Origin of the sequence: Bosea sp. ANAM02 (assembly GCF_011764485.1) — a bacterium.
Lineage (GTDB): Bacteria > Pseudomonadota > Alphaproteobacteria > Rhizobiales > Beijerinckiaceae > Allobosea.
In genome coordinates, this window is sequence record NZ_AP022848.1 from 4,359,361 (window position 1) to 4,380,925 (window position 21,565).

23 protein-coding genes are annotated in these 21,565 nt (G+C 67.5%); 12 read left to right on the forward strand and 11 right to left on the reverse strand.

Going from position 1 to position 21,565, the window contains the following annotated elements; all coding sequences use genetic code 11:
* The first annotated feature begins 43 nt into the window (after positions 1-43).
* Genes folP through folK form a run of 3 tightly spaced genes read left to right on the forward strand, consistent with a single transcriptional unit; the run spans position 44 to position 1,762 of the window.
* Positions 44-886, forward strand: a complete 843-nt coding sequence (folP, locus tag OCUBac02_RS20815; RefSeq protein WP_173048341.1) for a dihydropteroate synthase — start codon at positions 44-46, stop codon at positions 884-886.
* Positions 883-1,257, forward strand: a complete 375-nt coding sequence (folB, locus tag OCUBac02_RS20820; RefSeq protein WP_173048343.1) for a dihydroneopterin aldolase — start codon at positions 883-885, stop codon at positions 1,255-1,257. Before folP ends, folB begins: the two co-directional genes overlap by 4 nt.
* Positions 1,247-1,762: a 2-amino-4-hydroxy-6-hydroxymethyldihydropteridine diphosphokinase gene (gene folK / locus OCUBac02_RS20825; protein WP_047581595.1), complete on the forward strand. Its 516-nt coding sequence runs from the start codon at positions 1,247-1,249 to the stop codon at positions 1,760-1,762. The genes folB and folK overlap by 11 nt, the downstream gene beginning before the upstream one ends.
* 60 nt (positions 1,763-1,822) lie before the next feature.
* On the opposite strand, the gene fabI is transcribed toward folK, so the two are convergent.
* The 3 genes from fabI to OCUBac02_RS20840 all read right to left on the reverse strand — a co-directional run bounded on the left by fabI (position 1,823) and on the right by OCUBac02_RS20840 (position 4,371).
* A complete protein-coding gene (fabI, locus tag OCUBac02_RS20830) occupies positions 1,823-2,662 on the reverse strand; it encodes an enoyl-ACP reductase FabI (protein ID WP_173048345.1) in 840 nt (279 codons plus the stop codon).
* A 155-nt stretch (positions 2,663-2,817) separates the two neighbouring features.
* Complete coding sequence (locus OCUBac02_RS20835; protein ID WP_173048347.1) at positions 2,818-3,747, reverse strand: DnaJ C-terminal domain-containing protein; 930 nt, start codon at positions 3,745-3,747, stop codon at positions 2,818-2,820.
* Positions 3,748-3,900: 153 nt separating this feature from the next.
* A complete protein-coding gene (locus tag OCUBac02_RS20840; protein WP_082010008.1) occupies positions 3,901-4,371 on the reverse strand; it encodes an RT0821/Lpp0805 family surface protein in 471 nt (156 codons plus the stop codon).
* 123 nt (positions 4,372-4,494) lie between these two features.
* Here OCUBac02_RS20840 and pdxH point away from each other — a divergent pair, with 123 nt between their 5' ends.
* The 5 genes from pdxH (at position 4,495) to OCUBac02_RS20865 (ending at position 7,293) form a co-directional block, all read left to right on the forward strand.
* Complete coding sequence (pdxH, locus tag OCUBac02_RS20845) at positions 4,495-5,109, forward strand: pyridoxamine 5'-phosphate oxidase (RefSeq protein WP_047582357.1); 615 nt, start codon at positions 4,495-4,497, stop codon at positions 5,107-5,109.
* Between the two features lie 67 nt (positions 5,110-5,176).
* Positions 5,177-5,899, forward strand: a complete 723-nt coding sequence (locus OCUBac02_RS20850) for an SDR family NAD(P)-dependent oxidoreductase (protein ID WP_173049753.1) — start codon at positions 5,177-5,179, stop codon at positions 5,897-5,899.
* 16 nt (positions 5,900-5,915) lie between these two features.
* The gene (locus tag OCUBac02_RS20855; protein ID WP_173048349.1) at positions 5,916-6,398 is read left to right on the forward strand and encodes an NUDIX hydrolase; all 483 of its coding nucleotides are present in this window, start codon (positions 5,916-5,918) and stop codon (positions 6,396-6,398) included.
* Positions 6,395-6,841, forward strand: coding sequence for a TIGR02301 family protein (locus OCUBac02_RS20860; protein ID WP_047582360.1), 447 nt, complete (start codon positions 6,395-6,397; stop codon positions 6,839-6,841). The genes OCUBac02_RS20855 and OCUBac02_RS20860 overlap by 4 nt, the downstream gene beginning before the upstream one ends.
* Positions 6,842-7,023: 182 nt before the next feature.
* Positions 7,024-7,293 carry a hypothetical protein gene (locus tag OCUBac02_RS20865; RefSeq protein WP_348521636.1) on the forward strand — a complete coding sequence of 90 codons (270 nt, stop codon included), beginning with the start codon at positions 7,024-7,026 and terminating at the stop codon, positions 7,291-7,293.
* A 9-nt stretch (positions 7,294-7,302) separates the two neighbouring features.
* On the opposite strand, the gene OCUBac02_RS20870 is transcribed toward OCUBac02_RS20865, so the two are convergent.
* Together OCUBac02_RS20870 and OCUBac02_RS20875 are read right to left on the reverse strand one after the other, a co-directional pair.
* Positions 7,303-8,316 (reverse strand): Gfo/Idh/MocA family protein, encoded by a 1,014-nt coding sequence (locus OCUBac02_RS20870; RefSeq protein ID WP_173049755.1) that lies wholly within the window; start codon positions 8,314-8,316, stop codon positions 7,303-7,305.
* Between the two features lie 89 nt (positions 8,317-8,405).
* Positions 8,406-10,001, reverse strand: a complete 1,596-nt coding sequence (locus OCUBac02_RS20875; RefSeq protein WP_173048351.1) for a gamma-glutamyltransferase family protein — start codon at positions 9,999-10,001, stop codon at positions 8,406-8,408.
* A gap of 189 nt (positions 10,002-10,190) precedes the next feature.
* Here OCUBac02_RS20875 and ilvA point away from each other — a divergent pair, with 189 nt between their 5' ends.
* Both ilvA and OCUBac02_RS20885 read left to right on the forward strand, forming a co-directional pair.
* A complete protein-coding gene (ilvA, locus tag OCUBac02_RS20880; protein WP_173048353.1) occupies positions 10,191-11,708 on the forward strand; it encodes a threonine ammonia-lyase, biosynthetic in 1,518 nt (505 codons plus the stop codon).
* A gap of 180 nt (positions 11,709-11,888) precedes the next feature.
* Positions 11,889-12,767, forward strand: a complete 879-nt coding sequence (locus OCUBac02_RS20885; protein WP_173048355.1) for a LysR family transcriptional regulator — start codon at positions 11,889-11,891, stop codon at positions 12,765-12,767.
* Between the two features lie 185 nt (positions 12,768-12,952).
* Here OCUBac02_RS20885 and OCUBac02_RS20890 read toward each other — a convergent pair whose 3' ends face one another.
* A complete protein-coding gene (locus tag OCUBac02_RS20890; RefSeq protein WP_173048357.1) occupies positions 12,953-14,011 on the reverse strand; it encodes an ornithine cyclodeaminase in 1,059 nt (352 codons plus the stop codon).
* Positions 14,012-14,139: 128 nt separating this feature from the next.
* Here OCUBac02_RS20890 and OCUBac02_RS20895 point away from each other — a divergent pair, with 128 nt between their 5' ends.
* Together OCUBac02_RS20895 and OCUBac02_RS20900 are read left to right on the forward strand one after the other, a co-directional pair.
* Positions 14,140-14,577 carry an Lrp/AsnC family transcriptional regulator gene (locus OCUBac02_RS20895; protein WP_047577514.1) on the forward strand — a complete coding sequence of 146 codons (438 nt, stop codon included), beginning with the start codon at positions 14,140-14,142 and terminating at the stop codon, positions 14,575-14,577.
* Positions 14,578-14,993: 416 nt separating this feature from the next.
* Complete coding sequence (locus OCUBac02_RS20900) at positions 14,994-16,424, forward strand: aldehyde dehydrogenase family protein (protein WP_173048359.1); 1,431 nt, start codon at positions 14,994-14,996, stop codon at positions 16,422-16,424.
* 63 nt (positions 16,425-16,487) lie between these two features.
* Here OCUBac02_RS20900 and OCUBac02_RS20905 read toward each other — a convergent pair whose 3' ends face one another.
* The 5 genes from OCUBac02_RS20905 to OCUBac02_RS20925 all read right to left on the reverse strand — a co-directional run bounded on the left by OCUBac02_RS20905 (position 16,488) and on the right by OCUBac02_RS20925 (position 21,521).
* Positions 16,488-16,976 carry an Lrp/AsnC family transcriptional regulator gene (locus OCUBac02_RS20905; protein ID WP_173048361.1) on the reverse strand — a complete coding sequence of 163 codons (489 nt, stop codon included), beginning with the start codon at positions 16,974-16,976 and terminating at the stop codon, positions 16,488-16,490.
* Between the two features lie 39 nt (positions 16,977-17,015).
* Positions 17,016-17,438, reverse strand: a complete 423-nt coding sequence (locus OCUBac02_RS20910) for a DUF983 domain-containing protein (protein ID WP_173048363.1) — start codon at positions 17,436-17,438, stop codon at positions 17,016-17,018.
* Between the two features lie 112 nt (positions 17,439-17,550).
* The gene (gene lpdA, locus OCUBac02_RS20915) at positions 17,551-18,948 is read right to left on the reverse strand and encodes a dihydrolipoyl dehydrogenase (RefSeq protein WP_173048365.1); all 1,398 of its coding nucleotides are present in this window, start codon (positions 18,946-18,948) and stop codon (positions 17,551-17,553) included.
* A gap of 174 nt (positions 18,949-19,122) precedes the next feature.
* Complete coding sequence (locus tag OCUBac02_RS20920; RefSeq protein ID WP_173048367.1) at positions 19,123-20,505, reverse strand: dihydrolipoamide acetyltransferase family protein; 1,383 nt, start codon at positions 20,503-20,505, stop codon at positions 19,123-19,125.
* Positions 20,505-21,521 (reverse strand): alpha-ketoacid dehydrogenase subunit beta, encoded by a 1,017-nt coding sequence (locus tag OCUBac02_RS20925; RefSeq protein ID WP_173048369.1) that lies wholly within the window; start codon positions 21,519-21,521, stop codon positions 20,505-20,507. The genes OCUBac02_RS20920 and OCUBac02_RS20925 overlap by 1 nt, the downstream gene beginning before the upstream one ends.
* Between the last annotated feature and the right edge of the window lie 44 nt (positions 21,522-21,565).

Consider the following 21,565-nt stretch of genomic DNA (forward strand, 5'->3'; position numbering starts at 1 on the left):
CGGCGTGTGTATAGCGCCTGTGCCCAACCACCAGCGGACTCGCATGCCCCCTGCCCTCACCCTGCCCGACGGCCGCAGCCTCGCGCTTCCCGCGACGCCGCTCGTCATGGGCATCGTCAACATGACGCCCGATTCGTTCTCGGATGGCGGGTTGCTGGCGGATGCCGAGGCGGCGATCGCCCATGGCGCGCGCCTCGCTGGCGAAGGCGCGGCCATCGTCGATATCGGCGGCGAATCGACCAGGCCCGGCCATGCCGCCGTCGATGCCGCGACCGAGATGGGGCGCGTGCTGCCGGTCATCGCCGGGCTGAAGGCCAAGATCGAGACTCCGATCTCGATCGACAGCTACAAGGCCGAGGTGGCGGAGGCGGCGCTCGCGGCCGGTGCCGCGATCGTCAACGACGTCTGGGGCGCCCAGCGCGACCCGCGCATCGCCGCGGTCGCGGCGCAAGCCGGCGCGCCGATCATCCTGATGCATAACCGCGAGGGCATCGACGCCTCCATCGACATCTTCGACGATGTCCTGCGCTTCCTCGAACGCTCGATCGCGATCGCGACGCAGGCCGGCGTGGCGCGAAGCCAGATCGTCGTCGACCCCGGCATCGGCTTCGGCAAGACGATCAGGCAGAATCTCGACCTGATCCGCCATCTCGACCGGCTCGCCGTGCTCGGCTGCCCGATCCTGCTCGGCGCCTCCCGCAAATCGACGCTCGGGCGGATCACCGGCCGGGAGGTTCCGGCCGAGCGGCTGGCCGCCAGCATCGCCGCGCATCTCTATGGCGCGAGCCGCGGCGCCGCCATCATCCGCGCCCATGACGTCGCCCCGCATATCGACGCACTCAAGACCTGGGCGGCCATCGAAGACAGCATGAAAGCAGACCTGTGAGCGAAACCGGCCGCATCCTGATCGAGAAACTCGATATCTACGCCTATCACGGCTTCTTCTCGGAAGAGGAGCGGCTCGGCCAGCGCTTCGTGCTCGACCTCGTGCTCGACGCCGACCTGCGCGCCGCCGCGGCCAGCGACCGGCTCGCGGACACCGTCGACTACGGCCGCGCCGTCGCGATCGTCGCGGAGGTCTTCACGGCCAGCCGCTATCATCTGCTCGAAGGCGCGGCGCGGGCCGTCGCGCTGGCGCTGTTCGATGCCTTCCCGCCCATCACGGGCATCGAGGTCACCTTGCGCAAGCCGGCGCCGCCGATCCCGGCGACGCTAGGCTCGGTCGGCATCCAGTTGAGGTTTCAGCGTGAAGGTTGAAGCCGCCCTCGCCTTCGGCGGCAATATCGGCGACCCCGTCGCGGCCTTCGCCGCGGCGCTGAAGGGCTTGCGCGCGCATCCGGACATCGCGCTCGGCCGGCTGTCCTCGATCTATCGCACGCCGCCCTGGGGCAAGACCGACCAGCCCGAGTTCCTCAACATGGCCGTGCTGGTCGAGACCTCGCTGCAGCCGGCGGACCTGCTCGCCTTCTGCCTGGAACTGGAGCGCGCCGGCGGCCGTGAGCGCCGCGAGCGCTGGGGGCCGCGAACGCTCGATATCGATATCCTGACCTATGGCGATGCGATCATCGACCAGGCGCGCCTGCAGATCCCGCATCCGCGCATCCCGGAGCGCGCCTTCGTGCTGACTCCGCTGGCCGAGATCCTGCCGCAGCGCCGGATCGGCGGGCGCAGCGTGACGGAGCTGCTCGCCGCCGCCACAGACGAAACGATCCGCCGCGACGAGGCCGCGACGGATCGGTTGCAGGATTTGCTGGCGGGTTAGCTTACCACTTCGACATCGGATCGATCAGGCAGACGCCCGCTGTCGATCCGATGATCGAGATCACTCGCCCTTGTCGAGGGAGATGTCCGGTGCTGTCGGCACCTTCATGCCGACGACGTGGTAGCCCGCGTCGACATGCATGATCTCGCCGGTGATGCCGCGCGACATGTCGGAGACCAGGAAGACAGCGGTCTCGCCGACCTCCTCGATCGTCACCGTCCGGCGCAGAGGCGAATTGTACTCGTTCCACTTCAGGATGTAGCGGAAATCGCCGATGCCGGAGGCCGCGAGCGTCTTGATCGGGCCGGCCGAGATTGCGTTGACGCGGATCTTCTGCGGGCCGAGATCGGCGGCGAGATACTGCACGCTCGATTCCAGCGCCGCCTTGGCGACACCCATGACATTGTAATGCGGCATCCATTTCTCGGCGCCGTAATAGGTCAGGGTCAAAAGCGAGCCGCCATCCGGCATCAGCTTCTCGGCGCGCTGGGTAATCGCCGTGAAGGAATAGCAGGAGATCAGCAGCGACTTCGAGAAATTGGCCTCGCTCGTATCGACATAGCGGCCGGTCAATTCGTCCTTGTCGGAGAAGGCGATGCAGTGGACCACGAAGTCGAGCTTGCCCCAGAGCTTCTCGATCTCGGCGAAGACCGCATCGATCGTGGCGCCGTCGGTGACGTCGCAATGCCCCACGACATGGCCGCCGAGCTGCTTGGCCAGCGGCTCGACCCGCTTCTTCAGCGCGTCGCCCTGATAGGTGAAGGCGAGTTCCGCACCGGCATCCGCCGCCGCCTTGGCGATGCCCCAGGCGATGGAGCGGTTGTTCGCGACGCCCATCACGAGCCCGCGCTTGCCCTTGAGGAGATTGGCGGTCGGCGAAACGGCGTTGGAATCAGGCATGGGAAACCCGCAGATGAATGACGAGCAGGTCTCTTAGAACAGTCGCAGGGAAACGGGAACCGCTTTGATGCCCGCCTCCACGGCTGAATCACGCATAAGGCGGCGCTCCGGGACCCGCATCGCCTGTTTTCGACCTCGCCGGCAGTCGAGCCGGCTCACTTGGCTTCGTCACGCCCTTTCATCAGCGCCGTGAGTTCGGCATCGCTCGCGGGCATCTCGATATCGATGGCGACGAAGAGATCGCCGACCGCGCCCTTCTCGCCCTTGAGCCCCTTGCCGCGCAGGCGGAACTGCCGGGCCGTGCCGGTCAGCGGCGGGATGTTCATCTCGACCGCGCCGGTCAGCGTCGGGACATGCAGCGGCCCGCCGAGCACCGCCCTGGCGAGCGGCACCGTGACGCGGGTGCGCAGATCGTTGCCGTCGATGGTGAAGCGCGAATCCGGCTTGACCTTGATGGTCATCATCACGTCGCCGGCCTCGCCCGAGAACGGATCGACCTGGCCGAGCCCGCGCAGGCGCATCACCTTGCCGTCGCTCACTCCCTCGGGGATGGTGATCTCGACCTCGCGGCCACCCGGCAGCTTGACCCGGCGGGTGCCGCCGGTCGCGGCCTGCGCCAGGGTGACTTCGAGCGTAAAACTCTGCTCCGGCGGCTTCTGCGGCTCGGGCCGGCCGCGGGCCCGCCGGGAGCCCTCGCCGAAGAGCGAGGAGAAGATGTCGGAGGCGTCGAAGCCGGCATCGCCGCCCCCCGGACCGGCGCGTCCGCCGAACGGATGGCCGCCGCCCTGGCCGAAATTGAACTCGAAGCCGCCGCTGCGCCCGCCCCGGCCGGCGCCCATGCCCTCGAAGCCCTGAAAGCGCGGCTTGCCCTCGGCATCGATCTCGCCGCGATCGAACTGCTTGCGCTTGGTCTCGTCGCCGACGATCTCATAGGCGGCGTTGAGCTCGGAGAACTTGTCCTGCGCCTTGGGGTCGTCCCGGTTGCGGTCCGGATGCAGCTCCTTGGCGCGCTTGCGGAAAGCCTTCTTGATTTCCGCATCGCTCGCGCCGCGGGCGACGCCCAGAACCTGATAGGGATCGCGCATCCAATACCTCTTTCACGCAAAATCGAACGGCCAGCGCCGAAGCCGACAGCCGTCCGTCTCGCCCTATGTGGGGGCGGTGTGGCGTGTGCGCAACACCTATTCCGGGCCGTTTTGCACCCGGCTCGATGGCGAGGCAAGCGGCGTGAAAAGCCTTTAGCTCAGGCCCTTCCAGGGACCCATGTCCTTGACCGCCCATTCGCCGCCGGAAGGGCGGCAGGCCGTGCCCTGAAGCTTGACCGGCCGGGCCTGCGTCTGGACGCTGGCGATGAAGGCCCGGCAGATCTCGTCGGCGCGCAGGAAAGGGCCGCCGACCGGGATGAAGGAGCCCTTGATGCCGCTTTGGGGATTGTCCCAGGAGACGGCGGCGCCATTGCCCTGCGGATCGAGCGCCACGCCCATCGCCCCGTCGGCCCGGCGCATGTCTTCAGGTCCCAGCTCCGACGCCAGGCTGGCGAGCGGGCCGGCGCGATCGCCGCCACGGGCCGGCAGGACCGAGGAGGTCGTCATGGACGAGGTCGCGGCGACCTCGTCCTCGCTCTTGCTCGACAGGCCGAGAATCGGGAAGGAGACGGAACAGCCGGCGCTGAACACGGCCAAAAGCGCGACGGCAGCCAGCGGGCGCATGGGGGCTGCGCAACGGTTGAGGCTTTGGAACGTCCTCGACCCTGCCCTATATAAATCGACCGCCCGAATCCGGATCACTTCTGCGCTCGCCCGACGCCCATTTTCACTACCGAGGATTAGAACGTGCAACCGTTAACGAGCGGTGACTTCACCGAGGAAAACGAGCCTTTCGCCTTGTTCCAGAAGTGGTTGGACGAGGCCACGAAGTCGGAGCCGAACGACCCGACCGGCATGGCGCTCTCGACCGTCGACGCCGAAGGCATGCCGAACAGCCGCATGGTGCTGCTCAAGGGCCACGGGCCGGACGGTTTCGTGTTCTACACCAACACCGAGAGCCAGAAGGGCCAGGAACTCATCGGCCAGCCCAAGGCCGCCGCCCTGTTCCACTGGAAGAGCCTGCGCCGGCAGATCCGCATCCGCGGCACGGTCGCGCTCGTGACCGACGCCGAGTCGGACGCCTATTTCCACTCCCGCCCGCGCGACAGCCGCATCGGCGCCTGGGCTTCGCAGCAGTCTCGCCCGCTGGAGAGCCGCTTCGCGCTGGAGAAGGCGGTGGCGAGCTACACGCTGAAATTCGGCATCGGCGAGATTCCGCGCCCGGCCTACTGGCGCGGCTTTCGCATCACCCCGACCTATATCGAGTTCTGGCGCGACGGCGCCTTCCGCCTGCATGACCGCATCATCTTCCGCCGCGACGCGTCCGATGCGCCCTGGACGAAGACCCGCTTCTACCCCTGAGGATCCCAGCCACATGGCGATGCCCAAGTTCGATTTCCCGAAGACCGAGGCCGGCAAGCGCCCGGTGATGCTGCTGACCGGGGCGAGCCGCGGCATCGGCCATGCCACGGTGATGCAGTTCGCCATGGCGGGCTGGCGCATCCTGTCCTGCTCGCGCCAGGCCTTCTCCGACAAATGCCCCTGGCCGTCGGGCGCGGACGACCATGTCCAGATCGATCTCGGCGACCCCGAGGACACGATGCGCGGCATCGCCGAGATCAAGAAGCGGCTGGCGATCGAGGGCGGCAAGCTCAACGCACTGGTCAACAATGCCGGCATCTCGCCGAAAGGGCGCAATGGCGAGCGGCTCGGCGCCGCCACCACCTCCTTCAACGACTGGCACAAGGTCTTCCAGGTCAATTTCTTTGCGCCGATCATGCTGGCGCGCGGGCTGCTCGACGAGCTCACCGCCGCCAAGGGCGCGATCGTCAACGTCTCCTCGATCGCGGGCTCGCGCGTGCATCCCTTCGCCGGAGCGGCCTATGCGACCTCGAAGGCGGCGCTCGCCAGCCTGACCCGCGAGATGGCCGCCGATTTCGGCCCGCTCGGCGTGCGCGTCAACGCGATCTCGCCCGGCGAGATCGACACCTCGATCCTGTCGCCGGGCACGGACAAGATCGTCGCGACCCTGCCGATGCAGCGGCTCGGCAAGCCCGACGAGGTCGCCAAGGCGATTTATTTCCTCTGCACGGACGCCTCGAGCTACGTCACCGGTTCGGAGCTGCACATCAATGGCGGACAGCACGTCTGATGCGTGAGCCCCTGGCATGAGCGAGGATGGCGGCCAGGTCATCCGCTTCCCCACGCCCGGCCGGGCGGCGGCGCGGCCGGTGCTGGCGGCCTCGGTCGCCGTCTTCCGCGACGGCAAGGTGCTGCTGGCGACGCGAACCAAGCCGCCGGCCGATCAGCTCTGGTCGCTGCCGGGCGGCAAGGTCGAGCCCGGCGAGACGCTGGAGGAAGCGGCCCTGCGCGAACTGGATGAGGAGGTCGGCGTTTCCGCCCGCATCCTCGGCTTCAACCGCCATGTCGAGATCTTCGGCCGCGACGCCAGGGGCGCCGTAACCCATCACTTCGTCGTCGCCTCGTTCATCGGCGCATGGCTTTCCGGCGAGCCGCGCACAGGACCGGAGGCGGGTGCCGTGATGTGGGCCGATCCGCTGAAACTCGGCGGACTCGCCACCACGCGCGAACTGGGCGACGTCCTGCGGCGCGCGCATCAGCTCTTCACGGCCGGGGCGGGCTCCTCATGACGGTCCGGCTTCCCCATCCGGCGCTGCTGGCCGTCCTGCTCCTGCTGCCGATCACGGCGGAGGCGCAGCAGCGGCCCGCACAACCGGCGGCGAAGCCTCCCGCGACCAAGCCTGCCGAGCCGCCTGCGCCGGAATCCACCGCCCCGCCCTACGAGCCGCAGCTCCTGCAACTCTCCGAGATCATGGGCTCGCTGGCCTATCTCAGGACGCTCTGCGGCGGTCGCGAAGCGCAGGATTGGCGCACGCGGATGGCCGCGCTGATCGAGGCGGAAGGCCGGACGCCGCAACGCCGCGACCGGCTGACCGCTGCCTTCAATCGCGGCTTCAAGGCCTATTCCCTGACCCATCGCTCCTGTACCGAGGCCAGCCAGGAAGCTTCCTCGCGTCTGGCGGCCGAGGGCGAGGCGCTGTCGCGGGCGCTCGCCGGGCGCTATGGCGGATAGGCAACAGCTGTTGCCGTAAGGCGTCTTCCACCGGATTTTCCCGGTCGCGTTAACCTTTCTTAAAGGCCACGGTAGCGTGCCGCTCTGGCACGGCCTATGTCTTGAGCATCGCCCAACCGTCGCGATCCGGGGCAGAACCGCCGCGATTCGCGTCAGACAGAAGGCTCAAGAGTTCCGTTTCGATGCCGATCCAGCCAGACGACACGATGCTCGACCCGAATCTCGCCGAGGACCATGGCGATGTCCGCCGCGTAGCCTATGGCTATGTCGAGGATGCCTTCAACGAGGCGCAGCAGGACGGGCTCGATCCCGATGCCATGGCCCATGCCGCCCTGTTCGCGGCGCTGCGGACGCTGGTCGAGACCTATGGCGAGGACGCGACCGCGACCTTCGCCGAGACGCTGGCCGACAAGGTGCGCTGCGGCGCCTTCACCTGCGGCACCCGCCACTGAGTATGCGAGTCAGGGCGCTGTCGCCGGCTGCGCCCTGATCGTTTCGATGATCCGCAGTACGGCCGCGCTGTCGCCGAGCGGCATCTCCGCGCAGGCGCCCTCCCCCGCACGAATCGCCGCTATCGCCGCTTCCGCCTGGAATTGAAGGCCGTTGCCGGGAAAGGCGACATTCTCGCTGATCCGGCCCGATTGAGGCAGGCGGTCGAGCAGGCGCGCGATCCCGCCCGTTCCGCGTTCGTAAGCTGCAAGCGCGCGGCCGGCATCGGCATACCAACTCAACCGCTGGGCCTTCAGGAACGGCGCTTCGAGGATCAGCCCGCCGCACTCGCCCTCGACAAGCAGCCGGTTCGCCCCGTCCCGATCAAAGCCACAGGACAGCTCCACGACCGCGGCCGGATACTCCAGCCGGAATAGGCTCCGCCGGTCGACGCCGGTCCCGGCGGCGAGCCAGCTTCCGCTTACGGCTCGCGGATCGCCCAGCAGATCCAGGACAAGCGACAGCGGATAGACGCCGAGATCGAATGCCGCACCGCCGCCCAAGGCCGGATCGAAGAAGCGGCTGCCCGGCTCCTCGGGATGGAGATAGGAGAGATCGGCACGGATGCGTTTGATCGCACCGATGCGGCCAGCGACAATCTGCTCGCGCGCCCGGCGCACCGCCGGCAGGAAGCGACTCCACAGTGCTTCCATCGCGAAGACGCCGCGCTCGGCGGCCGCCTGCGCGATTCTCTCGACATCGGCGCTGGCGAGCGCGATCGGCTTCTCGATCAGAACCGGCTTGCCGGCCGCGATGGCTTTGAGCGCCTGCGTGGCATGGAGATGGTTGGGCGTCGCGATATAGACCGCTTCGATCGCGGAATCGGCCAGGAAGGCCGCTTCGTCATCATAGGCCGTCGCCTCGCCGAACCGCCCGGCGAACCCCTGCGCCTTATCGAGCGAACGCGAGTGCACGGCGGCGATGCGGGCCTGCGGCAGCAGGCCGAGATCGTTGGCGAAGAGCCCGGCAATCGTGCCGGTGCCCATGATCCCCCAGCCGAATGGCCCGTTCTGCGCCAAGCGCCCCTCCCTCGCTGGCGACGAGCGATAGCGGAGGGGCGTTAAGGCCGGGTTCCTCAGACGGCGAGCGCGAAGCCGTCCTTGCGGTGGTCGGAGGCGCCGAACATCACGCCGCGCTTGTGATCGACCCAGATCGCCTGGCAGCCGCCAAGCGGCTCCTCGGACCAGATCACGTCATGGCCGCGCGCCTTCAGGTCGGCGGCGATGCTCGCGGGGATCGTCGTCTCCAGCGAGAGCTTGCCGTCATAGGCGAAGCTGCGCGGCGCGTCCGAGGCCTGCTGCGGGTCGAAGCCGCGGTCGAGGATGCCGGAGAGGAAATGGGCATGGCCGGTCGACTGGTACTGGCCGCCCATCACACCGAACGGCATGATCGGCTTGCCGTCCTTGGCAAGCATGCCCGGGATGATCGTGTGGAACGGGCGCTTGCGCGGCGCGATGGCGTTGGGATGGCCTTCGATCAGGCGGAAGCCCGAGCCGCGGTTCTGCAGCATGACGCCGGCCTTGGCCGCATAGATGCCGCTGCCGAAGGCGGAGAACAGCGAGTTGATGAAGGAGACCATGTTACCCTTGCCGTCGACGACGCAGAGATAGATCGTGTCCTTGTGCAGGGGCATGTCGAAGGCTTCGGGCGCCGCCGCCTTCTCCAGGCTGATCTCCCCACGGATGCGCCCAACGAACTGGTCCGACAGGAAGGCATCCGTATCGAAGGGGCTGACAGCGGGATCGGCGACCAGCGCATCGCGCTGGCGATAGGCGGCCTTGCTGGCTTCGGCGAGGAGGTGGATGCGGTCGGCCTCGCTGAGCTTCTCGTCCTTCATGTCGAAGCCTTCGAGGATGCGCGCGATCAGCAGCGCGGCGATGCCCTGGCCGTTCGGCGGGCATTCCCAGAGGCGGTGGCCGCGATAATCGGCGCCGATCGGATCGACATAATCCGGCTTCGAGGCGGCGAAATCCTCGAGGCTGATCAGGCTGCCGGCCGCGTTGAGCACGGAGACCATGTCCTCGGCAAGCTCTCCCTCATAGAACGCCGAGCGACCTTCGCGGGCCACGCGGCGCAGCATGTTGCCGAGAGCGGGATGGACCATCCTGTCGCCGACCGCCGGGGGATTGCCGCCCGGCAGGTAGACGGCGTTGCCAAGGCCGTGCTTCTCGATGCGCCCGCGGGCCTTGGCCCAGTCGAGCGCGACGCGCGGCGTCACCACGAAGCCCTCCTCGGCGGCGCGGATCGCGGCTGCGAAGATCTCGTCGAGGCTCTTGCTGCCATGGTCGGCGACGAGGCGGCACCAGGCGTCGATGGCGCCGGGCACGGTCACGGCATGGGGCGAATCCGCCGCGATCGACGTCATGCCCTGACCGAGGAACCAGCCGAGATCGGCCTTGGCGGCCGAGCGGCCCGAGCCGTTGATCGCGACCATCCTGCCATTGGCCGGCGCATAGATCGCAAAGCAGTCGCCGCCGATGCCGGTCATATGCGGATCGACCACCGCCTGGACGGCCACCGCCGCGATCGCGGCATCGATGGCGTTGCCGCCGTTGCGCAGGATCTCGACCGCCGCCAGCGTCGAGGCCGGATGCGAGGTCGCCGCCATGCCGCGATCGCCGACCGCAACCGGCCGGCCCGGCACCATGAAATCGCGAACGCCCCAGCTCATGCCCGTCTCCACCTCTGCGGCGCCATCGCTGCGCGGCGCCCTGTTCCCCAACGCTTTGGCGCGCCGGAAGGGGGCTTGGCAATCCCGCCCCGCGCATGGCCGACGCGATCCGCCCCTCGCCGCACGCAACGATCGCGATTGACATAGCCGCACATCGGACTATCGCCGCGTCCGAAGGACGGGCCTGCCATGCAAGACTACATCCGCAAGATCATCGGGGCGCGCGTCTATGACGTCGCGATCGAAAGCCCGCTCGATCCGTTGCCGCGTTTGTCAGCCCGGATCGGTGGCAGCGCCCTGCTCAAGCGCGAGGATCTGCAGCCCGTCTTCTCGTTCAAGCTGCGTGGCGCCTACAACAAGATCGCGGGCCTTTCCGCCATCGAGGCCGAGCGCGGCGTGATCTGCGCCTCGGCCGGCAATCATGCGCAGGGCGTGGCGCTGGCGGCGAAGAAACTCGGCATCAAGGCGACCATCGTGATGCCGCGCACCACGCCGGACATCAAGGTTCAGGCGGTGCGCAGCCTCGGCGGGCGCGTCGTGCTGCATGGCGAGAATTTCGAGGAGGCCTATGGCCATGCCCGCAAGCTCGAGGCCGAGAAGGGGCTGACCTTCGTCCACCCCTATGACGACCCGGACGTCATCGCCGGTCAGGGCACGGTCGGCATGGAGATCCTGCGCCAGCATTCCGAGCCGATCTTCGTGCCGATCGGCGGCGGCGGGCTTGCAGCCGGCGTCGCAGTGTACGCCAAGTTCCTGCGGCCGGATATCAAGGTGATCGGCGTCGAGCCCGCGGACGCCGCCTCCATGGCCGGCGCCATCGCGGTGGGCGAGCGGGTGGTGCTCGATCAGGTCGGGCTTTTCGCCGACGGCGTCGCGGTTCGGCAGGCGGGCGAGGAAACCTTCAGGCTCTGCCGCGAACTGCTCGACGCGGTCGTCACCGTCTCGACCGACGAGATCTGCGCGGCGGTCAAGGACATCTTCGAGGATACCCGCGCCATCGCCGAACCCTCGGGCGCGGTCAGCCTCGCGGGTCTCAAGGCCTATGCGGCGCGTGAGCCCCAGCGTACCGGCGCGCTGATCGCGATCAATAGCGGTGCGAACATGAATTTCGACCGCCTGCGCCATATCGCCGAGCGGGCCGAGATCGGCGAGCATCGCGAGGCACTGCTGGCGGTGACCATCCCCGAAAGGCCCGGCGCCTACCGCGCCTTCATCGAGTTGCTCGGCCGGCGCGCCATCACCGAGTTCAACTATCGCTATTCCGATCCGAAGGCCGCGCGCATCTTCGTCGGCGTGCAGCTTTCGGAGGGCGATGCCGAGAAGCGCCAGATCATCGCGATGCTGTCCGAGCACGGTTATCCCGTGCTCGACATGAGCGATAACGAGCTCGCCAAGCTACATATCCGCTACATGGTCGGCGGCAAGGCGCCGGGGCTCGGCGACGAACTGATCTTCCGCTTCCAGTTCCCGGAACGGCCGGGCGCGCTGCTGAAATTCCTCAACAGCCTTTCGGCCGACTGGAACATCTCGCTGTTCCACTACCGCAACCACGGTGCCGATTACGGCCGCATCCTCGCCGGCATCCAGATTCCGCCAAACCAGCGTGACCAGCTCACGAAACGACTCGATGCGCTCGGCTATCCCTATTGGAGCGAGAGCGACAACCCGGCCTATCTCTCGTTCCTGGCGGAGATGTCGGCGACCTAGAACAATGCCTGGCGTCCGTTATAGCCGAAGCCCTCATCCTGAGGAGCGAGCCGAAGGCTTGCGTATCGAAGGATGTTCCAGGAATCTCTGGAACCATCCGGAGCATCCTTCGAGACGCCGCTATCGCGGCTCCTCAGGATGAGGGCTGAGTTTTTCCATCCGAGCTGTAAGCTCTGGCGCATGACTCTCGAACAGCTCCGCATCTTCGTCGCCGTCGCCGAACGGGAGCACCTGACGCAAGGCGCGCGCGTCCTCAATCTCACGCAATCGGCCGTGAGTTCAGCAATCACGACGCTGGAGGCGCGCTACGCCACGAAGCTGTTCGACCGGATCGGCCGGCGGATCGTCCTGACCGAAGCCGGCCAACTCTTCCTGATCGAGGCGCGCGCCGTGCTGGCGCGTGCCGCGGCGGCGGAGGCGGTGCTCTCCGATCTCTCGGGCCTGGCGCGCGGCTCGCTCACGCTGATGGCAAGCCAGACGGTGGCGAATTACTGGCTGCCGCCGCTGATCCAGCGCTTTCACCGGGAGCACCCCGGCATCGCCGTCTCGCTCGCGATCGGCAACACCGAAACGGTCAGCGCCGCCATTCATGACGGTGCGGCCGATCTCGGCTTCATCGAAGGCGAGATCGACGCGCCCTCGCTCGACATGACCGAGGTCGACGAGGACGAGCTCGTCATCGTCGTGCCGACCGGCCATCCATGGGCCGAAGCTGCCCCCTCCACCCAGGAACTCTCGGGAGGCGCCTGGGTTCTGCGCGAAGCGGGCTCGGGGACGCGGGCGATGTTCGAGGCGGCGCTGCCGGGGCTCGGCCTCGGCGCGGATGATCTCACCGTGGCGCTGGAACTGCCGTCCAACGAGGCGATCTGCGCCGCCGTTGCATCCGGCGCAGGCGCGACCGCCATTTCGCGCCTCGTCGCCGCCAATGCGATCGCGGCCGGACGGCTCGCCACCGTGGCGCTGCCGCTGCCGAGGCGCCGCTTCCTCGCCTTGCGCCATCGGGAACGCTATCTCGCCAAGGCGGCGGCAGCGTTTCTTGCGCTCTGTCAGGGGGGCTAGCGGCGGCCTGCATCCCTTGTCATTCCGGGGCTTCGCGCAGCGAAGAACCTGGAATCCACGACCGGGCGAGCCGCTTTCAACCGAATACCTGATGTCTCACCCAGTCGTGGATTCCGGGTTCGCGCCTTCGGCGCGCCCCGGAATGACAGAGGGCGGTGCCAAGCCGTCGCTCAGACTCTCGAAGCTCAGGCCGCAGCGGCAGAACCCGGCGCCCCGCGCATCAGCATGCCGAAGAGATCGCGGGAATCGTCGGGGTCGGCGATCAGGTCGAGATCGACATAGGTGCCGGCCTCGCGGATGCGCTCGTAGACATAGCGCAGCGCCGAAAAATCCTCGATCGCGAAGCCGACCGAGTCGAACATCGTGATCTGGCGGGTGTCGGTGCGGCCCTGAGCCGTGCCGGCAATGACCTTCCAGAGTTCCTCGACCGGATGATCGGCGTCGAGTTGCTGGATGTCGCCTTCGATGCGGGTCTGCGGCGGGTACTCGACGAAGATCGAGGAGCGCAGCAGCACGTCGCGGTGGATCTCGGTCTTGCCGGGGCAATCACCCCCGACCGCGTTGATATGGATACCGGCGCCGACCATGTTGTCGGTCAGGATCGTCGCATACTGCTTGTCCGCCGTGACGGTGGTGACGATCTCGGCGCCCTCGACGGCTTCCATCGCGGTCGCGCAGCGCGTGATCCTGAAGCCGTGGCGGGCGAGGTTGCGGGCGCATTTCTCGGTCGCGGCCGGATCGACGTCGTAAAGGCGCAGGTTCTCGATGCCGAGGATCGCGCGGAAGGCGAAGGCCTGGAACTCGGACTGCGCGCCATTGCCGATGATCGCCATGGTCGCGGCGTTCTTCGGCGCGAGGTGCCTAGCGGCAACCGCCGACATCGCCGCCGTGCGCAGGGCGGTCAGGATGGTCATCTCGGAGAGCAGGACCGGATAGCCGGTCGCGACATCCGAGAGCAGGCCGAAGGCGGTGACGGTCTGCAGGCCGGCCTTCATGTTCTTGGGATGGCCGTTGACGTATTTGAAGCCGTAGAGCTTGCCGTCGCTGGTCGGCATCAATTCGATCACGCCTTCGAGGCTGTGGGAGGCGATGCGCGGCGTCTTGTCGAAGATCTCCCAGCGCCGGAAATCCTCCTCGATATAGGTGGCGATCTCGGACAGCATCCGCTCGATGCCGATCGCATGGACCAGCTTCATCATGTGGTCGACACTGACGAAAGGCACGACGTTGAGCTGCTGAATCATGGGTCCCCGCGCTGTTCTCGTTGAAGGAGTGATTGTCCCTGTTTTCGGCGGCAGGCGAAAGAAGCCAAAACGACCAGATCGGGACCAAGATTGATCGAAACGGGAAAGCGATTTATCCATTTCGGGCGATGGACGATCTCGACCGCAAGCTCATCACCCTGCTGCGCCACGACGGGCGCCGCAGCATCTCGGACCTGGCCGCCGATCTCGGCCTGACGCGGGCGACGGTGCGGGCGCGGCTGGAGAAGCTGGAGCAATCCGGCGAGATCATCGGCTTCACGGTGATCCTGCGTTCGGATGCGATCGACCTGCCCGTGCGCGGCATCACCATGATCGAGATCGCCGGCCAGGCGGCGGATACGGTGATCGATGCGCTTTCAGGCTTCACCGAGGTCTCCAGCATCCACACCACCAACGGCAACTGGGACCTCGTGGTCGAGCTGGGCACCTCCGACCTGATCGCCTTCGACCAGGTACTCCGGCGCATCCGCATGATCCCCGGCGTCACCAACAGCGAGACCAGCCTGCTCCTGGCGACGCCGCGCAGCGTCAAGGCGCGGCTCTGAGCGAACTCATCCTCCGCCGTCATCCCGGGCGCAGCGAAGCGTAGACCCGGGATCCATTCCGGAGCCTTGCCGAAAGAGGTTCCGGAATGGATCCCGGATCGGCGCCGTAAACCCGGCTTGCCCGGGTTGACGCGATGGTTCTGGTGACGAACAGGCCCGGCGCGTCCTCGCACAAGAAGCGCCGCTGCATGGCCGCCATCCGCAAACGCGGCGCGGCGCCCCGTGACAGGCGGGCATCCGCCCCCTAACGTTGGGCCCCGTCAGATACAGCGTTGGTGGCGGCCGGCGATGCATGATCGCGCAAGGCCGCCCGTTCGCGTCGGACACCCACAGTTCCCGCTCTGGGCATCGATATCCGGCCGCTTTCCGGCAGGGTGTCCGCGCCACGGGCCAAGACTAAGGCAGGAGACCAGACCATGGCGCATGAGCTCGAATTCTATATCGACGGCCAATGGGTGAAGCCGTCCGGCAACCGCACGCTCGGCGTGGTCGACCCGTCGAACGAGGAGGTCTTCGCCACGATCGCGCTCGGCGAGCAGGCCGATGTCGACAAAGCCGTCGCCGCGGCCCGCGCCGCCTTTCCGGCCTTCGCCGCGACCTCGAAAGCCGAGCGCCTCGCCCTGATGCGCCGCCTCGCCGAGGCCTACAAGAAGCGCTACGACGCCATCGCCGACATCCTCTCGCGCGAGATGGGTGCGCCGAAGGAGCTGGCGCACCGCGCACAGGCCGCGATGGGCACCGCCCACCTGGCCAAGATGATCGAGACGCTCGAAAACTTCGAGTTCGAGGAGCTGCGCGGCACCACCCTGATCGCCAAGGAGCCGATCGGCGTCGTCGGCATGATCACGCCGTGGAACTGGCCGCTCAACCAGATCATGTGCAAGGTCGCGCCCGCGCTCGCCGCCGGCTGCACCATGGTGCTGAAGCCCTCCGAGATCGCCCCGCTCAACGCCATCATCTTCGCCGAGGCGATGGACGAGGCCGGCGTGCCGAAGGGCGTGTTCAACCTCGTCAACGGCGACGGCCCGACTGTCGGCGAGGCGATCTCGCGCCATCCGGGCGTCGACATGGTCTCCTTCACCGGCTCGACGCGGGCCGGCATCCTCGTCGCCAAGGCGGCGGCGGATACCGTCAAGCGCGTGCATCAGGAGCTCGGCGGCAAGTCGGCCAACATCATCCTCGACGATGCCGACCTGAAGAAGTCGGTGAAGCTGGGCGTCGAGAGCGTGATGCGCAACTCGGGCCAGTCCTGCAACGCGCCGACCCGGATGTTCGTGCCGGAGAAGCTGCATGATGAGGCCCTCGCCATCGCCAAGCAGGTGGCCGAGCCGCTCAAGGTCGGCGCACCCTCGGCCGATGGCGTCTTCCTCGGCCCGGTCGTCAGCGAGGCGCAGTATGAAAAGGTGCAGCGCCTGATCGAGGCCGGCATCAAGGAAGGCGCGACACTGGTCACCGGCGGCACGGGCCGTCCGGAAGGCCTGAACCGCGGCTACTATGTCCGCCCGACCGTGTTCGGCGGCGTCACCGACGAGATGACCATCGCCCGCGAGGAGATCTTCGGCCCCGTGCTGTCGATCCTGCCCTACAAGAGCGACGACGAGGTGGTCTCGCGCGCCAACGACACGCCCTACGGCCTGGCCTCTTACGTCCAGTCCGGCTCGCAGGAACGCGCCCGCAAGGTCGCGGCCCAGATGCGCTCGGGCAATGTCTACATCAACTACCCGGCCTGGGACGCGGGCGCACCGTTCGGCGGCTACAAGCAGTCCGGCAATGGCCGCGAATACGCCGATTTCGGCCTTGAGGAGTTCCTCGAGATCAAGGGCACGGTCGGCTACGCCGCCGCCTGAGGCGTCGTGTCCTGTCGTCGTGGTCGGGCTTGTCCCGACCATGACGGCAGGCTGAGCCGCCGCCTAATCCTCCTCCGGCACCGCCGCGATCGGGAGCGCGCTGGAGCGCTTCACCTGGCCGAGCGCGAAGCTCGACTCGATCGAAGCGACGCCATCGAGGCGGGTGAGCTTGTCCTTGAGGAAGCGCTCATAGGCCGGCAGGTCGCGCACGACGATGCGCAGCAGATAGTCGCGCTGGCCGGTCATCAGGTAGCAATCGACCACCTCGGGCCAGCGCGCCACGGCCTGCGAGAAGCGGTCGAGTTCATCCTCGCGCTGGCGCTCCAGCTTGATCGAAACGAAGACGCTGATCGGCAGGCCAACCTTGGTCTGATCGATGATCGCGGCATAGCCGGTGATCACGCCCGCCTCCTCCAGGATGCGGATGCGCCGCGCGCAGGGCGAGGCCGACAGACCCACGCGCTCGGCGAGGTCCTGTACCGAAAGGCGCGAGTTGATCTGCAGTTCCGCGATGATCTTGCGGTCGAGCGCGTCGAGGCGCAGACGGGGCATTATCTCCTCCGGCGAAGCAGACGTCTTTTACAGGACGCCTCAGGCTCCGCCAGTCCTCGCAACGTCCGGCGCGGCTGCCGTCGCGAGGCGCCCTTCCTCGGCCTTGTGCACATATTGCGATGCGACGAGCCAGCCCTTGAGCGGCTGCAGCGGCGGAATGCAGGTCAGCAGGATCAAGGGCAGCGTGGTGACCAGATGTACCCAGCTCGGCGGATCGTAGGTCAGCTCAAGCCAGAGCGGGAACGCCGCCGCCGGCACGCAGACGAACATCATCACGAAGAAGGCCGGGCCGTCGGCGGGATCGGCAAAGCCGTAATCGAGGCCGCACACCTCGCAACGCGGCTTGATCTTGAGAAAGCCGGAGAACATCCGGCCCTGGCCGCAGCGAGGGCAGCGTCCGCGCAGGCCGGTCTTGAGCGGGGACAGTACCGGCCAGTCCTGGCCTGCGTCGATATCTGGCATGATGCGTCTCGTCCGGCGCCGCGACTGTGGATGGCGGCATGCCCGTGACATCGGCCCGGATCCGGCGTGGAACAAGGACGCAGCTTGCCGCTGCGCCGATAAGCCGCGCCGCTCAGATATGCAGCGCGTGGCCCAGCGCCTTCATCGCGGCCTCCGGGAAGGCCTCGCCCAGCGTCGGATGCGCGTGGATCGTGCCCGCAATATCCTGCAGCGTCGCGCCCATCTCGATCGCGAGCCCGAAAGCGGCCGAGAGTTCCGAGACGCCTGAGCCCACCGCCTGGATGCCGAGCACCAGTTCGCTGCCGGCCTGCGCGACGACGCGGACGAAGCCGGCCTCGCCATGGCGGGTCATCGCCCGGCCATTGGCGGCGAAGGGGAACTGGCCGATCTTCAGCTCGTGGCCGGCGCGCTTGGCCTCGTCCGGCGAGAGGCCGACCGAGACGATCTCGGGGTCGGTGAAGCAGATCGCCGCGATGCCGCGCTTGTCCCAGGCGCGCGGCAGGCCGGCGACGATCTCCGCCACCATCTCGCCCTGCGCCATGGCGCGATGCGCCAGCATCGGCTCGCCGGTGACGTCGCCGATGGCATAGATGCCGCGCATCGCGGTCTCGCAGCGCTCGCCGATGCGGATGAAACGGCCGTCCATGTCGAGCACGAGATTTTCGAGCCCGAGACCGTCGGTGACCGGCTTGCGGCCGACCGTGACCAGGATCCTGTCGGCCGGCAGGCTGCGCTCCTTGCCGTCGGAAGTCTCGATGCGCAGGCCGTCGCCCTTGGGCGTAGGCCCGAGCGCCTTGGCCCCTAGCAGTACCTCGACGCCGAGCGCGGTCAGGCGCTTGGAGATCGGGCCGGTCAGCTCGGCATCGTAGAGCGGCAGGATCTTGTCCTGCGCCTCGACGACCGTGACCTTCGCGCCGAGCTTGGCAAAGGCCGTGCCCAGTTCCAGCCCGATATAGCCGCCGCCGACCACGACGAGGCGCTTCGGCACTTCGGTCAGCGCCAGCGCGCCGGTCGAGGAGATCACGTTACCGCCGAAGGGCAGGAAGGGCAGCTCGACCGGGGCCGAACCGGTGGCGATGACGATGGCCTCGGCCTGGATCGTCTTGGGGCCGGTCTCGGTCTCGACGACAACGGTCTTGCCGTCGCGGAAGCGGGCCTTGCCATGGACGATCTTGACCTTCGCCTTGCGCAGCAGGCCGGCGACGCCGTTGTTGAGGCGCTGGACGATGCCGTCCTTCCAGGCCACGGCCTGCTTCAGGTCGAGCTTCGGCTCGGCCGCGATCAGGCCGAAGGGCGTCTTGCCGGCGGCAGCCTCGGCCGCCTTCTCGAACTCCTCGGCGACATGGATCATCGCCTTGGAGGGAATGCAGCCGACATTGAGGCAGGAACCGCCGAGCCTGGTGCTCTCGACGATGACGGTGTCGATGCCGAGCTGGCCGGCGCGGATGGCGCAGACATAGCCGCCGGGACCGGCACCGATGACGAGAAGCTTGCAGGTGATCTCGGTCATGCGTTCGCTCCGCCATCGTAGGGGAGAATTTCTCGCCCCAACCTCGCCGTCATCCCGGGCTTGACCCGGGATCCATGCCGGAGCGTTTCCAAGAAAGGTTCAGGCATGGATCCCGGATATTCGCTTCGCTGCGTCCGGGATGACCCGTTCTGTTCAGACACCACAACCATCGCGTCACATATCCACGAAGAGCGTGGCCGGGTTCTCCAGCAGCTCCTTCAGCCGCTGCACGAAGACGGCGGCATCCCAGCCGTCGATGACGCGGTGGTCGAAGCTGGAGGAGAGGTTCATCATCTTGCGCGGCACGAAGGTGGTGCCGTCCCAGACCGGGCGCACAACCATTTTGTTGACGCCGACGATGGCGACCTCCGGATAGTTGATCACCGGCGTCGTCGCGATGCCGCCGAGCGCGCCGAGCGACGTGATGGTGATGGTCGAGCCGGTCAGTTCGTCGCGCGTGGCGGTACCGTCGCGGCCGCGCTCGGCGAGGCGGGCAAGCTCGATGCCACAGCCCCAAAGATCGCGCGCCTCGGCATGTTTCACCACCGGCACGATCAGGCCGGTCGGCGTCTGCGTGGCGATGCCGATATTGATCGCGGCATGCTGGCGCACGATGCCGGCCTCGTCATCGTAGAGCGCATTCAGCGCCGGCTGCTCGGCGAGCGCCTTGACCATGGCCCGCATCAGGAAGGGCAAGAGAGTCAGCTTGGGCCGCTCCGGCGTCGGCTTCCTGTTCAGCGTCGCGCGCAGGTCCTCCAGGGCCGAGACATTCACCTCCTCGACGATGGTGATGTGCGGGATGCGCGACTTTGACAGCGCCATCTTCTCGGCGATGCGCCGGCGCAGGCCGACGACCTTGACCTCGGTGACGGCGCTCTGCTCGACGAGCCCGCCACCACGAGCGGGCTCCGGACCGCGCAGCAGGAAGGCGTCGATATCCTGATGGGTGACGCGCCCGGCAGGACCCGTGCCCTGGACCTGGCGCAGATCGACCCCGGCCTCGCGTGCCTTCAGGCGCACGGCCGGCGAGGCCAACGGCTTCTCGCCCGGCGCGCGACGCTGGGCGGTGGTCGTATTGGCGCGCGCAGGCTTGGGCGGCGGAGGCGTTGGCGCAGCCGGTTTGGCGGGAGCGCGCTGCCCACTCCGCGAGCCTTCATCCTGAGGAGCCGTTCCGGCAGGAACGGCGTCTCGAAGGATGGTCGCGGAGGCTCCGGTGTCCACTGAAGCATCCTTCGAGACGCCGCTGCGCGGCTCCTCAGGATGAGGGCTCGCGGTGTCGACCTCGCTCTCGACATTCGCCGCAGCAGCACCTTCGCCCGCGACCTTCAGCTTTACGATGGCCGAGCCGATCGCGACGGTGTCGCCGACCTCGGCGCCGACCCAGGTGACCTCGCCCTCCACCGGCGAGGGAATCTCGACCGTCGCCTTGTCGGTCATCACGGCGGCGAGCAGATCGTCCTCGCGGACGATGTCGCCGATCTTGACGTGCCACTCGACGAGTTCGGCTTCCGCGATGCCTTCGCCGACATCCGGCAGCTTGATGATGCGCTCGGCCATCAGCGTGCCTCCATGATATCCAGCAGCGCCTGTCCGAGGCGGGCGGGGCCGGGGAAATAGTCCCATTCCTGCGCATGCGGATAGGGCGTGTCCCAGCCGGTGACGCGCATAACCGGCGCCTCCAGATGGTAGAAGCAGTGTTCCTGCACCAAGGCAGCGAGTTCGCCACCGAAGCCGGAGGTCAGCGTCGCCTCGTGCAGCACGATGCAGCGCCCGGTCTTCCGGACCGAGGCCAGGATCGCCTCCAGATCGAGCGGGACGAGCGTGCGCAGGTCGATGACCTCTGCGTCGACGCCGGTGTCCTCGGCGGCGGCCAGCGCGACATGGACCATGGTGCCATAGGCTAGGATGGTGACGGCCGAACCCTCGCGCCGCGTCGCCGCCTTGCCGAGCGGCACGGTGTAATGGCCCTCCGGCACCTCGGCGAGCTCATGCTTCGACCAGGCCGTGATCGGCCGGTCGTGATGCCCGTCGAAGGGGCCGTTATAGAGCCGCTTCGGCTCCAGGAAGATCACCGGGTCGGGATCCTCGATCGCCGCGATCAGCAGGCCCTTGGCGTCATAGGGGTTGGACGGGACGATCGTCTTGAGGCCCGAGACATGGGTGAAGAGCGCTTCCGGGCTCTGGCTATGGGTCTGGCCGCCGAAGATGCCGCCGCCGGTCGGCATGCGGATCACCAGCGGGCAGGTGAAATCGCCGGCCGAACGGTAGCGCAGGCGCGCGGCCTCCGAGACGATCTGGTCATAGGCCGGGTACATGTAGTCGGCGAACTGGATCTCGATGCAGGGCTTCAGGCCGTAGGACGCCATGCCGATCGCGGTGCCGACGATGCCGGCCTCGCTGATCGGTGCGTCGAAGCAGCGCGAGACCCCGTATTTCTGCTGGAGCCCATGGGTGCAGCGGAAGACGCCGCCGAAGAAGCCGACATCCTCGCCGAAGACCACGACATCGTCGTCGCGGCCCATGGCGACGTCCATCGCGGAGCGGATCGCCTCGATCATCGTCATCCTGGCCATGTCAGAGGACTCCGATGAAGAGGCGGAAGGAGCACTTCGTCATG

Excerpts from the sequence above, each read along its gene's own strand:
- folP (WP_173048341.1), top strand. The coding sequence starts at position 44 with ATGCCCCCTGCCCTCACCCTGCCCGACGGCCGCAGCCTCGCGCTTCCC.
- fabI (WP_173048345.1), bottom strand. The coding sequence starts at position 2,662 with ATGCCTGATTCCAACGCCGTTTCGCCGACCGCCAATCTCCTCAAGGGC.
- OCUBac02_RS20835 (WP_173048347.1), bottom strand. The coding sequence starts at position 3,747 with ATGCGCGATCCCTATCAGGTTCTGGGCGTCGCCCGCGGCGCGAGCGAT.
- OCUBac02_RS20840 (WP_082010008.1), bottom strand. The coding sequence starts at position 4,371 with ATGCGCCCGCTGGCTGCCGTCGCGCTTTTGGCCGTGTTCAGCGCCGGC.
- OCUBac02_RS20850 (WP_173049753.1), top strand. The coding sequence starts at position 5,177 with ATGCTGCTGACCGGGGCGAGCCGCGGCATCGGCCATGCCACGGTGATG.
- OCUBac02_RS20855 (WP_173048349.1), top strand. The coding sequence starts at position 5,916 with ATGAGCGAGGATGGCGGCCAGGTCATCCGCTTCCCCACGCCCGGCCGG.
- OCUBac02_RS20860 (WP_047582360.1), top strand. The coding sequence starts at position 6,395 with ATGACGGTCCGGCTTCCCCATCCGGCGCTGCTGGCCGTCCTGCTCCTG.
- OCUBac02_RS20865 (WP_348521636.1), top strand. The coding sequence starts at position 7,024 with ATGCCGATCCAGCCAGACGACACGATGCTCGACCCGAATCTCGCCGAG.
- OCUBac02_RS20870 (WP_173049755.1), bottom strand. The coding sequence starts at position 8,316 with ATGGGCACCGGCACGATTGCCGGGCTCTTCGCCAACGATCTCGGCCTG.
- OCUBac02_RS20875 (WP_173048351.1), bottom strand. The coding sequence starts at position 10,001 with ATGAGCTGGGGCGTTCGCGATTTCATGGTGCCGGGCCGGCCGGTTGCG.
- ilvA (WP_173048353.1), top strand. The coding sequence starts at position 10,191 with ATGCAAGACTACATCCGCAAGATCATCGGGGCGCGCGTCTATGACGTC.
- OCUBac02_RS20885 (WP_173048355.1), top strand. The coding sequence starts at position 11,889 with ATGACTCTCGAACAGCTCCGCATCTTCGTCGCCGTCGCCGAACGGGAG.
- OCUBac02_RS20890 (WP_173048357.1), bottom strand. The coding sequence starts at position 14,011 with ATGATTCAGCAGCTCAACGTCGTGCCTTTCGTCAGTGTCGACCACATG.
- OCUBac02_RS20895 (WP_047577514.1), top strand. The coding sequence starts at position 14,140 with ATGGACGATCTCGACCGCAAGCTCATCACCCTGCTGCGCCACGACGGG.
- OCUBac02_RS20900 (WP_173048359.1), top strand. The coding sequence starts at position 14,994 with ATGGCGCATGAGCTCGAATTCTATATCGACGGCCAATGGGTGAAGCCG.
- OCUBac02_RS20905 (WP_173048361.1), bottom strand. The coding sequence starts at position 16,976 with ATGCCCCGTCTGCGCCTCGACGCGCTCGACCGCAAGATCATCGCGGAA.
- OCUBac02_RS20910 (WP_173048363.1), bottom strand. The coding sequence starts at position 17,438 with ATGCCAGATATCGACGCAGGCCAGGACTGGCCGGTACTGTCCCCGCTC.
- lpdA (WP_173048365.1), bottom strand. The coding sequence starts at position 18,948 with ATGACCGAGATCACCTGCAAGCTTCTCGTCATCGGTGCCGGTCCCGGC.
- OCUBac02_RS20920 (WP_173048367.1), bottom strand. The coding sequence starts at position 20,505 with ATGGCCGAGCGCATCATCAAGCTGCCGGATGTCGGCGAAGGCATCGCG.
- OCUBac02_RS20925 (WP_173048369.1), bottom strand. The coding sequence starts at position 21,521 with ATGGCCAGGATGACGATGATCGAGGCGATCCGCTCCGCGATGGACGTC.